Origin of the sequence: Streptomyces sp. NBRC 110611 (assembly GCF_001590865.1) — a bacterium.
GTDB lineage: Bacteria > Actinomycetota > Actinomycetes > Streptomycetales > Streptomycetaceae > Streptomyces.
In genome coordinates, this window is sequence record NZ_BBUY01000004.1 from 401,298 (window position 1) to 411,486 (window position 10,189).

Genomic DNA, 10,189 nt, shown 5'->3' on the forward strand with positions numbered 1-10,189 from the left:
GCGCAGCAGTAACGCCCGCCGCAGGCGAGACGGTGAGAAACGCCGACAACATACGGGGCGCCGCGACGGGCGCGTAACGGCGAAACGGAAGGTACGACGCCGCAGCTGAAAACGTGGGAAGTCAGCCAAGCGCAGCGATTAGCCAAGCGCAGCCGAAAGGGCGGACAACCCGGGCACAAACGTCACCAGCAGCGGCACCACCGGTACCAGCGCCGCGACCGCCGTCATCCGCAGCCGTCGGCCGAGGGTGAAGCGGGGGGCGGGGGCCAGCAGCCGGTTCACCCGCGCGGGGACCTGAGCGTGCGGCGCCGGGCAGGGGCCGAACACCCCGCGGTCCTCGTTGAGTTCGACCAGTGCCAGGGCGATGGTCAGCCGGCCGAAGCGGCGCGAGGCCACATCGTCCGCGGCCAGTTCGACCAGCCGGTGTACCTGGTCGCGGAACGCCGCGAAGACCGGGATCTGCGGGTGGCCGGCGGCGAGCGCCGAGGCGCAGTACAGCAGGACGTCGTGCCGGGCCCGGGCATGGCCCTGCTCATGGGCGATCAGCGCGTCCAGCTGACGCCCCTTCAGGCGCCGCAACGCCGAGGTGGTGATGACCAGTTGGGGCGAGGATTGCTGCAGCCACCAGGCCTCCGGGCGGTCGCCCTCCAGCACCACCAGCCGCTCCCCGGAGGGCTTCTCGCCCGGCAACAAGGGCGCGCGCCGCAGGAGATCGGCCCGGCGCTGCCGTCGGCGGAGCCGCGCCGCCCGCACCTCGCGGGTGAGCGCCACCGCCGTCCACGCCCCGCCGCCCGCGAGGAGGAGGGCCAGCACCCCGGCCCACGGTCCGTACCCCTGGAGGGCGTACGCCTCGACGACGACCCGGGGCGCGAACCCGAACACCGGGCTGCGGACGGACTCCCAGGCGGCGGCCGCGCTCAGCGACATCGCGAGCACGCAGCACAGCAGGACACCGGCGACCACGCACTGCCACACCCACAGGGCGAGCACCGGTTCGCGGTCGGGCCAGTCGGAACGGGCCATCAGCCGCGGCGCCGTCGTCGCGGCCAGCACGCCGAGAACCATCAGCGCGATCGGGACCATCATGACGTCACCCTATGAGCGCTCCGGTGCCCATCGGTACGGCCGGGCAACGGAAGTGACGCATGCCACGCCCGCGGGGAGGGCGCGGCGCCGGGGCGGTCACATGGCCAGCAGCATCGCGAGCATAGCGATGCCCATCGCTATCCGGCAGGCCCGCACCACCCCGGCCGACGCCGCGTCCGGCGACCCCGCGTCCGTCGTCCCCGTGGTCGCCGGTACCAGCCGGATCCCCGCGGAGAGCACGTACACGGTGAAGTAGGCGAGCGATACACCGGTCAGCAACGGCATCGGCACCGCATAGGACGCGGTCTGTCCCGCGCCGCCCAACGCCCCGGCGTGGTCCACCCCACCGCCGTGCCCGTGCCCCGTCATCGCCAGCGCCATGTACACCATCGCGCACGCCTCGACCGTGTGATGCGGATGGCGCCGCGCCAGCGCCCACACCCCCGCCGCGCCGAAGGCCACGGCGAACAGCCACGGCGACCACGCCGACTGCGCCACCACGGACACCGGCAGCGCCATCGCCGCCATCCCCAGCGCGATCAGTCCTTCCAGGCGCGCTTCCGCCCGCCGCGCGGCGGCACCGGCGCGGGGCCGGGAGAGGAAGTACGCGGCGGGGCCGGCGCACACCAGCACCAGCAGCCAGCCGACCAACGGCGGTCCGTGCACGAAGCGCCTCCCCAGGGGTCCCCGCTGCCCGTACGCATCGGCTGCTGGATGCCCGGCCGGCGCGCCGTACACGGCAGCGCACCGGGGCGCCTGGGGGCGCGTCGTGGATCCCACGGCAGCGCACAGGCGCACAGGGGGCGCGGCGCATGTGGTCAGCGCGGCCCTCGGATGGTGTCGATGATGCGGGTCCAGTTGTCGCTGCCGTGTCCGTTCTCGATCGCGTGCCGGTAGTGGGCCTGTACGGCCAGCGGGAGCGCGAGGTCGAGGCCGAGTGACGTGCTGGTCTCGACGATGTGGTCGGACGTCGCACCCATCATGGTGACGGTACTGAGGTCGCCGGGATGGTCTCCGGCATCGAGCGCGGTGCCGGGGTTCTCTTCACCGGCCCTCAGGATGTCGCCGATCGAGTCGGTGAAGGAGAGCAGTTCCGGCAGCGCTTCCTCGGCCTTCATTCCCGCGGTACCCAGCATCGCGGTGGCGTGCATCAGTCCGGACAAGGTGGTGAGGAACACCGCGAGTTGGGCCTGGTACATCATCTGGGCGAGGCCCGGATCCTCGCCCAGATGCTTCGGTGTTCCCAGCAGTGCCAACGCCGCCAGGTGGCTCTCCGGCACGTGGCCGCGGCCGCTGTAGTAGACATAGGCCGCCTCGGTGCCGACCATCGGCGCGGGGACCATGACACCTCCCGTGAGGAAGGTGGCGTCGTGGCCCGCTGCCCAGGTGGCTGCCTCGCGTGAGCGGTCGGGGGTATCGGAGCTCAGGTTGACCAGTGTCCGGCCGGCGAGCGATGCGGCGGCGCTGCCGAGGATGTCGTACATCGCCTGGTAGTCGGTGAGGTTGAGGATCACGAGGTCACTCGCTTCGACCGCTTCGCCGGGTGTCGCGGCGAGCGTTGCTCCGTCGGCGACGACGCCGTCGGCCCGGGCGGCGGTGCGGTTCCAGACGGTGACCGGGTGGCCGGCGGTGAGGAGGGTACGGGCCATTGCCTGGCCCATGGGGCCGAGCCCGATCACGGTGACACTCATGTCCTGCCCGGTGGTGTGGTTCTGTCGTTCGTTCACCCCTCCATGCTCGGAGAGCGTCACCACTCGTGGAAGTACCTACTATTTTCTGCGGTACTTACCTTTTCGTAAGGGGGATCAGCGATGGCCAAGGCACCGAGACGCGGGCCTTACATCTGCGGCATCGATGCCGCGCTCGACGTGGTGAGCGGCAAGTGGAAGGGGTTGATCCTCTGGGAACTCGATGCCCATCGCGTACGCCGCTTCGCTGAGCTCCGTCGCGGTCTGCCGGGAGTGAGCGAGAAGATGCTCACGCAGCACCTGCGTGAGATGGAGGAGGACGGTCTCGTGCACCGGGAGGTCCATGCCGAGGTGCCGCCGCGGGTGGAGTACTCCCTGACCGAGCACGGGCGCACGCTCAATCAAGCGCTCGGGCCGCTCGGCGCCTGGGGCGTCGAGCGGATGCGCCGCGAAGGACCCGAAGCGCTCGACGTGGCCGAGACCTCACACGGGTGAGCATCCCGGCCACCGCCCCGTGCGCGCGCGGCCGCGGTGTACGGCCAGTCGATCGGTGATCTCTTCGGCGGTCAGAACGAGTGCGAACCCCTTGCGCAGGACGGCGAGTTCGGGTTCCTGCCGGGACTCGTCGTCGGTGGCCGTGACATCGGATCCGAAGACGACCTTGTAGCCGCGTTCGTATGCCTGCCGGGCCGTGGTGCCACAGCAGTAGTTGGTGAGCGTTCCGGTGACGATGACCGTGTCGCGGTCGAGGTTGCGCAGCATGGTGTCGAGCGGGGTGTCGTAGAACGCCCCGTAGGAAGGCTTGCGGATCAGGATTTCATCGGGGCGGTGGCCCATCTCGCCCCATACCTCGGCAGGGCCCGGTCGGCGCCAGTCGCTGTCGGCGTGCGGGAGGCAGCGCAGGGCGTGCGGCCGGTCCAGACCCAGATGGGTGTCGTCGAAGATGGTCCAGATCACCGGGACCGAGGCGCCGCGGCAGTCTTCGACCAGTTGCCGCAGCCGGGGCGCCATCCGGCTGGCCGCGGGCACCCAGTAGGGGCTCCAGCCGGGCCGGACGAACTCGTCCTGCATGTCGATGACCAGCAGTGCTGTCCGTTCGGGCCGTATGCCGAACGACGCCCGGCCGTGCTCATAGGCGTTGCGCGCTCGCGTGGTCACCCATTCCTCGGTGTACGTCACTCCCGCCCCCTATGTCGGTTCGAGGTACCTCGTTTCGATGTGCGAGAGTAGCGGCATGCTCGAACTCGCGATCCTGGGATTCCTGGCCGAGGGGCCGCTGCACGGCTATCAACTGCGCCACCGGATAGCGCACTTGTCCGGCCACGCCCGGCCGGTCAGCGACGGCAGCCTCTACCCGGCGATCAACCGGCTGGTCAACGCCGGGCTGCTCGACCGGCGGACCGAACCGGGTGCCTCGGCCGCTCAGCGGCACACCCTGAGCCTCACCGACGCCGGCCACGGTGAGCTGCTGCGCCGACTGCGGGACGCCGACGGCCTGGACATCAGCGACAGCACCCGGTACTTCACGGTCCTGGCTTTCCTCTCGCACCTGCCCGACACCGCTGACCAGCACGCGGTACTGCGCCGCCGGCTGGAATTCCTGGAACAGCCCGCGAGCTTCTTCCATGACGGCGACCGTCCACTGGGCGCCGAGGACACCGACGACCCCTACCGGCGCGGCATGCTCACCATCGCCCGCGCCACCAGCCGTGCGGAAAGGTCCTGGCTTCGGGGGGTATTGGCCTGACGAGGGACCGCGCCTGCCGCGGCGTGTCGTCAGGGCCGGTATCGGAGTGGATGGTCCGCCGGGACTTCCACGATGACGATTTTGTGACCGTCCGGGTCGGCGATCCACATCTCGATGAGGCCCCAGGGCTCCTGTACGGGCGGTCGCAGCACCTCCACCCCGCGCGCCTGCAGCTCCTCGTGCGCGGCTGCCACGTCCGCCACCTGGAGCCACAGCCGCAGGGTGTCCGCGGGCGGCTCCGCCGCACGGCCGGAGACCTCCAGAAAGCCGCCGCCGAGGAAGTACACCGTGCCGCGCTGGGACCCGGTACCGAACTCCCGGTAGATCTCCAGCCCCAGCGCCTCGCCGTAGAACGCCCGGGACCGCTCGGGGTCGGACGGCCGCAACAGCATCCGGCTGCTCAGTACATGCACCATGCCAGGACCCTACGCCGCCGCCCCGCGCGGCCCGCCGAAGGAAGGGCCGGATGAATGGGGCGTGCCACTTGTTAGCCTCGATACAGCCGTCCCACCCATCCCGCCCGTCCCAGCTACCCCGCCCATCCGGCCCGAGAGGACTTCAGGCACCATGCCGACCAGTGAGCTGACCTTCCGCACCGCCCTCGACGCCGACATACCCGGGCTCGTCGAGCTGATCGAGTCGGCCTACCGCGGCGACGCGAGCCGGGCCGGCTGGACGACCGAGGCGGACCTGTTGGAGGGGCAGCGCACCGACCCCGAGGGCGTCGCCGCCGTGGTGGGCAACGAGGCCGGCCGGCTGCTGGTCGTCGAGCGGGACGGCGAGCTGATCGCCTGCTGTCAGCTCGAACACCGGGGGGACCACGCGTACTTCGGGATGTTCGCGGTGCGCCCGGCGCTCCAGGGCGGCGGCCTCGGCAAGCTCATCATCGCCGAGGCCGAACGCACCGTCCGGGAGGCCTGGGGCGCCCGCGAGATGCGGATGACCGTCATCAAGCAGCGCGAGGAGCTGATCGCCTGGTACGAGCGCCGCGGCTACCGGCGCACCGGCCGGCTCAGCCCGTTCCCGTACGGCGACGAGCGGTTCGGTGTGCCGCGGCGCGACGACCTGGAGTTCGAACTCCTGGTCAAGCCGCTGGGCTGACTCTGACGCGGCCGTACCCGGGCTGAGCCCGACGCGGCCCCCCCTAGTCCTCCCAGTCCTACGCGGTGAAACGCACCGCGCGCCGGATCTCGGGCCGGTCGGTCACGACACCGTCGAGCCCCAGCCCGCGCGCCAGCCGGAGCTGATCGTGGGTGTTGACCGTCCAGCCCAGCACCTTCAGCTGTGCGGCATGGGCCTGCTCGACCAGTTCCAGGGTGAGCCTGCGGATTTCCAGCGACAGCGTCGTGGCGCCGACGGCCTGGGCGCGGTCGACGACATCGGCGCCGTACCACTCGCCGACCAGCGCGGTGCGCACGCCGGGCAGCAGGGTGCGGACCGTGGCCAGCGCCTCGTCGTGGAAGGAGATCACCTCGACCCGGTCGGCCAGATCGCGATCCCGCAGCACCTCGGCCAGGGTCCGTGCGGCCGCCACGTCCTTGATCTCCGCCTGCAGCGGCGCCCGTACCGCCGTCAGGACCTCCTCGAAGACCGGGATCCGTTCGCCCTGCCCGGCATCGAGCTCGCGCAGCTCGGCGAGGGTGCGCTCGGCGACCGGGCCGGTGCCGTCGGTGGTCCGGTCCACCTCCGCGTCGTGCATCACCACCAGCGTGCCGTCCTTGCTCAGATGCAGGTCCAGCTCGATGACGTCGAGGCCTTCGCGCTCGGCGCGTACGAAGGAACGCAGGGTGTTCTCCGGCTCGACGCCCATGATCCCGCGGTGTCCGATGGTGAGAAAGGGCAAGGCTGCCTCGCTTCTGTCGGCTCGGTACGTGCTGTCGGCTCTGCGTCTGTCAGCTCTGCGTCGTCCGTCGGCCAGAGAACTGTCGGCTCCGCTGCTGTCGGCTCCACGACGGTGCCTGTCCGTGGACCGTCGGTGACGGTGGTACGAAGGCGGTACGAAATGGCGCTCAGCCTAACCGGCCCCGGGGGCGGTGAGCCGGTTTCCCGAGGGCGTCGCGGTGTGTCCAGTACGGGTACCCGCCAGATCCGTTCCGTATCGCGTCATCTGCTGTATGCGGCGGGGACCGGACCTGTCGTCGTCCACATGGCATATGCCGTCGCTGGGCGGGCAGGAGGAAGGGCGGATTCCCCTGCCCTGGCGGGCAGGAAGTGTGGCGGATCGCGCCATTCGCAGGAAAAATAGGCGTGAAGGTGAGGTTGAGAAGAAATATTTTTCGTCTGGCCCACTTGAGTGGGCGCTCTTGAGCTGGTTACCGTGTGCCCACCACACGATCTACCGCCGGAGGGCAGTCATGACGGAAATTCTTTCGCCCGTGGGTGTCCAGAGGGGCACTTCGACCGCAGAGCGTGTGGTCGGCCACCCGGCGTGGCCGGCCCTCAAGGACGCGGTCGAGACCCTCCGCCCCTGGCAGTCCAAGGACGGTTCGATCGACCTCGAAGCGGACGGCGCACCGGCCGCCGAGGCGGTCCGGGCCCAGGTCGAGCGGATGGCCCGCGCCGTCGAGGAGCTCGCCCCGCTGCTCCCGCACAACGCCGCCTACCACCAGGCACTCGTCGCCGACCTGCGCCGATGGGCCGACGACGGCTTCGGCGTGCCGGATTTCCTGGACTCGCTGCTCGCCTTCCAGCCCGCCCAGCGGCGCGCCGACGGCCTCCAGCACCTCGTGCTGTTCCCCATGTACACCCAGAACGGCAACCCGGACCGCAACTTCGAAGCCGTCGTCCTGCGGATGGTCTGGCCGGACTGGCTCGCCGAGCTGGAGCGCACCCGCTACGACAACCCCCTCTTCTGCGGCATCACCTTCGAGGACTTCACGGCCGGCTACGACACCAACTCCGCGGTGCTCTTCCCGGAGACCATCGCGGTGCGCAAGGCCCCCGAGCGGTTCAGCTGGGGCGGCATCTTCTGCGACCGCGAGGCCGCCCGGTTCCGCCGGGTCAGCAAGGCCGCCGTCGGCACACTGGGCCTGGAAGTGCCGGACGATATCCGCGAGATGCTCGACGACCAGAAGCGCTGCGAGGAGGCGTTCGTCCTGTGGGACATGGTGCACGACCGCACCCACAGCCACGGTGACCTGCCCTTCGACCCGTTCATGATCAAGCAGCGCCAGCCGTTCTGGATGTACGGCCTGGAGGAGCTGCGCTGCGACCTCACCGCCTTCAAGGAGGCCGTGAAGCTGGAGGCCGAGGGCGTGTCCCAGGCGCGCGATGTGCAGTTCGCGGTGATCTTCGACCGGCTGTTCCGCTTCCCCGTCACCGGTGACCGGGTCCGCAACTACGACGGCCTGGGCGGCCAGCTGCTCTTCGCGTACCTGCACAAGCACGACGTCGTACGCTGGACGGACAACACACTCCACATCGACTGGGAGCGGGCGCCCAAGGTCACCAACGAGCTGTGCGGCGAGATCGAGAAGCTCTACCGCGACGGTATCGACCGGCCCAAGCTGGTCCACTGGTTCGCCGCCTACGACCTGGTCTCGGCCTACCTCGCCCCGCACCCGGGTTCGGTCTGGGCCAAGGGCCCCGACGCCCTCGACCTGGACCAGCCGCCGCGCAAACTCGTGGACGACGTGCTGCCCGACGAATTCCCGCTGAGCATGTTCTACGAGGCACTCGCCAAGAAGCTGCGTGCTGTGATCGCATCGACCAAGGGCATCACGGCCCACAGCGACGCACTGGCGGCGGCATGAGGACCGACCGGAACGACAACCGGCCGCAGGCCGTCCAGGAGCAGGACGAGGAGGCGACGGAGATGGTTACTTCGACGGGCGGCCAGGGGCCGCTGGAGGGCGCGGTCATCGCGGTGGCTGGCGCGGCCGGGCCGGCGGGCCGGGCCGCCCTGCTGCGGCTGGCCGAAGCCGGCGCGGTGGTCGTCGGCTCGGACTCCAACCCCGAGCGGCTCGCGGAGGCCGTGGACGCGGCGCGTTACGCGCACGGCGGTGCCACGGTGATAGGAGAGACCGTCGACCTTCTCGACCTGGACCAGACCCGCGAGTGGGCGGCCCGTACGGAGAAGGAATTCGGCCGGATCGACGGCCTGGTGCACCTGGTCGGCGGCTGGCGCGGCTCGCCGACCTTCGCGGAGACCGACCTGGCGGACTGGGACACCCTGCACAAGCTGCTGATCCGTACCGTCCAGCACACCTCCCTCGCGTTCCAGGACCCCCTGGAGCGCAGCGGGAACGGCCGCTTCGTGCTCATCAGCGCGGCGGGCGCGTCCAAGCCCACCGGCGGCAACGCCGCCTACGCGGCCTCCAAGGCCGCCGCCGAGGCTTGGACGCTCGCCCTGGCGGACGGCTTCCGCAAGTCGGGGGGTGAGCAGGGACCGCGCGCCGCGGCTGCCATCCTGATCGTCAAGGCGCTCGTCAACGACCAGATGCGCGCCGAGCGACCGAACGCAAAGTTCGCGGGCTTCACGGACGTCACGGAGCTGGCCGAGGCCATCGCCGGGGTCTGGAGCCGGCCCGCGCAGGAAGTGAATGGACAGCGTCTGTGGCTGACCCCCAAGCCGTGACCGGAGCGAGGACCGACGCCCGGCGGCATCACGACCCCGAGATACGCGGCTTCGCGAGCGACAACTACGCGGGCGCCCACCCGGAGGTACTCGCCGCGATCGCCCTCGCCAACGGAGGGCACCAGATCGCCTACGGCGAGGACGACTACACCGAACACCTCCAACGGGTCTTCCGCAGCCACTTCGGGCAGCGTGCCCAGGCGTTCCCGGTGTTCAACGGCACCGGCGCCAACGTCGTCGCCCTCCAGGCCGTGACCGACCGCTGGGGCGCGGTGATCGCCGCCGGCACCGCGCACATCAACGTCGACGAGTGCGGTGCGCCCGAGCGGGTCGGCGGGCTGAAGCTGCTGACCGTACCGACCGAGGACGGCAAGCTCACCCCCGAGTTGATCGACCGGGAGGCCTGGGGCTGGGACGACGAACACCGCGCCATGCCGCAGGTCGTCTCGATCACCCAGAGCACGGAGCTGGGCACGGTCTACACCCCCGACGAGGTCCGGGCCATCTGCGACCACGCCCACGAGCGCGGCATGGTCGTGCATCTGGACGGCTCGCGGATCGCCAACGCCGCGGCGTCGCTCGACGTCCCGATGCGGGCCTTCACCAACGCGGTGGGAGTCGACATCCTCTCCTACGGCGGCACGAAGAACGGCGCGCTCTTCGGCGAGGCCGTGGTGGTGCTCAACCCCGACCGGGTACGGGCGATGAAGCACCTGCGCAAGCTGTCCATGCAACTGGCCTCGAAGATGCGCTTCGTCTCCGTCCAGCTGGAGGCGCTGCTCGCCAAGGACCTCTGGCTGCGCAACGCCCGCCACGCCAACACGATGGCGCAGCGTCTGGCGGCCGGCGTACGGGAGATCGGCGGGGTGGAGATCCTCTACCCCGTGCAGTCGAACGCCGTCTTCGCGCGGCTGCCGCACGACGTCAGCGAACGGCTGCAGAAACGCTACCGCTTCTACTTCTGGGACGAGCAGGCCGGCGACGTCCGCTGGATGTGCTCCTTCGACACGGCCGAGGAGGACGTCGACGGATTCATCGCGGCACTACGGGAGGAGCTGCGCCGGTAGCCCTCCGGCGGTCCCACGTTGTCGG

Annotated in this window: 12 protein-coding genes; 6 read left to right on the top strand and 6 right to left on the bottom strand. The window is 70.4% G+C overall.

Features of this window, described 5'->3' with window-relative positions; genetic code table 11:
• Positions 1 to 138: 138 nt before the first annotated feature.
• The 3 genes from AZE13_RS12630 to AZE13_RS12640 form a co-directional block, all read right to left on the bottom strand.
• Positions 139 to 1,086 carry a M56 family metallopeptidase gene (locus AZE13_RS12630; protein ID WP_066930486.1) on the bottom strand — a complete coding sequence of 316 codons (948 nt, stop codon included), beginning with the start codon at positions 1,084 to 1,086 and terminating at the stop codon, positions 139 to 141.
• Between the two features lie 96 nt (positions 1,087 to 1,182).
• Positions 1,183 to 1,752 (bottom strand): DUF5134 domain-containing protein, encoded by a 570-nt coding sequence (locus AZE13_RS12635; protein ID WP_066930487.1) that lies wholly within the window; start codon positions 1,750 to 1,752, stop codon positions 1,183 to 1,185.
• A 152-nt stretch (positions 1,753 to 1,904) separates the two neighbouring features.
• The gene (locus tag AZE13_RS12640; RefSeq protein WP_107288321.1) at positions 1,905 to 2,813 is read right to left on the bottom strand and encodes an NAD(P)-dependent oxidoreductase; all 909 of its coding nucleotides are present in this window, start codon (positions 2,811 to 2,813) and stop codon (positions 1,905 to 1,907) included.
• Positions 2,814 to 2,897: 84 nt separating this feature from the next.
• Here AZE13_RS12640 and AZE13_RS12645 point away from each other — a divergent pair, with 84 nt between their 5' ends.
• Positions 2,898 to 3,269 carry a winged helix-turn-helix transcriptional regulator gene (locus AZE13_RS12645; RefSeq protein WP_066930488.1) on the top strand — a complete coding sequence of 124 codons (372 nt, stop codon included), beginning with the start codon at positions 2,898 to 2,900 and terminating at the stop codon, positions 3,267 to 3,269.
• Here AZE13_RS12645 and AZE13_RS12650 read toward each other — a convergent pair.
• Complete coding sequence (locus tag AZE13_RS12650; protein WP_066930489.1) at positions 3,258 to 3,953, bottom strand: cysteine hydrolase family protein; 696 nt, start codon at positions 3,951 to 3,953, stop codon at positions 3,258 to 3,260. The two genes, AZE13_RS12645 and AZE13_RS12650, sit on opposite strands and share 12 nt — an antisense overlap.
• Positions 3,954 to 4,008: 55 nt before the next feature.
• Here AZE13_RS12650 and AZE13_RS12655 point away from each other — a divergent pair, with 55 nt between their 5' ends.
• Positions 4,009 to 4,521 carry a PadR family transcriptional regulator gene (locus tag AZE13_RS12655; RefSeq protein ID WP_066930490.1) on the top strand — a complete coding sequence of 171 codons (513 nt, stop codon included), beginning with the start codon at positions 4,009 to 4,011 and terminating at the stop codon, positions 4,519 to 4,521.
• Between the two features lie 29 nt (positions 4,522 to 4,550).
• Here the strand turns inward: AZE13_RS12655 and AZE13_RS12660 are convergent, their stop codons facing one another.
• On the bottom strand, positions 4,551 to 4,937 hold the full coding sequence (locus tag AZE13_RS12660) for a VOC family protein (RefSeq protein ID WP_066930491.1): 387 nt from the start codon (positions 4,935 to 4,937) through the stop codon (positions 4,551 to 4,553).
• A 151-nt stretch (positions 4,938 to 5,088) separates the two neighbouring features.
• Between AZE13_RS12660 and AZE13_RS12665 the strand changes: the two genes are divergently transcribed.
• Positions 5,089 to 5,622 carry a GNAT family N-acetyltransferase gene (locus AZE13_RS12665; protein WP_066930492.1) on the top strand — a complete coding sequence of 178 codons (534 nt, stop codon included), beginning with the start codon at positions 5,089 to 5,091 and terminating at the stop codon, positions 5,620 to 5,622.
• 58 nt (positions 5,623 to 5,680) lie between these two features.
• Here the strand turns inward: AZE13_RS12665 and AZE13_RS12670 are convergent, their stop codons facing one another.
• Positions 5,681 to 6,364 carry a glycerophosphodiester phosphodiesterase gene (locus AZE13_RS12670; protein ID WP_066930493.1) on the bottom strand — a complete coding sequence of 228 codons (684 nt, stop codon included), beginning with the start codon at positions 6,362 to 6,364 and terminating at the stop codon, positions 5,681 to 5,683.
• Positions 6,365 to 6,875: 511 nt separating this feature from the next.
• On the opposite strand from AZE13_RS12670, the gene AZE13_RS12675 reads away from it, so the two are divergent.
• From AZE13_RS12675 to AZE13_RS12685, 3 genes are read left to right on the top strand one after another with little or no spacing between them, the layout of a single operon-like run.
• A complete protein-coding gene (locus AZE13_RS12675) occupies positions 6,876 to 8,273 on the top strand; it encodes a DUF6421 family protein (RefSeq protein ID WP_066930494.1) in 1,398 nt (465 codons plus the stop codon).
• Positions 8,270 to 9,097 (top strand): SDR family NAD(P)-dependent oxidoreductase, encoded by an 828-nt coding sequence (locus tag AZE13_RS12680; protein ID WP_066930495.1) that lies wholly within the window; start codon positions 8,270 to 8,272, stop codon positions 9,095 to 9,097. The genes AZE13_RS12675 and AZE13_RS12680 overlap by 4 nt, the downstream gene beginning before the upstream one ends.
• Positions 9,094 to 10,164 carry a threonine aldolase family protein gene (locus AZE13_RS12685; RefSeq protein WP_398780134.1) on the top strand — a complete coding sequence of 357 codons (1,071 nt, stop codon included), beginning with the start codon at positions 9,094 to 9,096 and terminating at the stop codon, positions 10,162 to 10,164. Before AZE13_RS12680 ends, AZE13_RS12685 begins: the two co-directional genes overlap by 4 nt.
• The last annotated feature ends 25 nt before the right edge of the window (positions 10,165 to 10,189 follow it).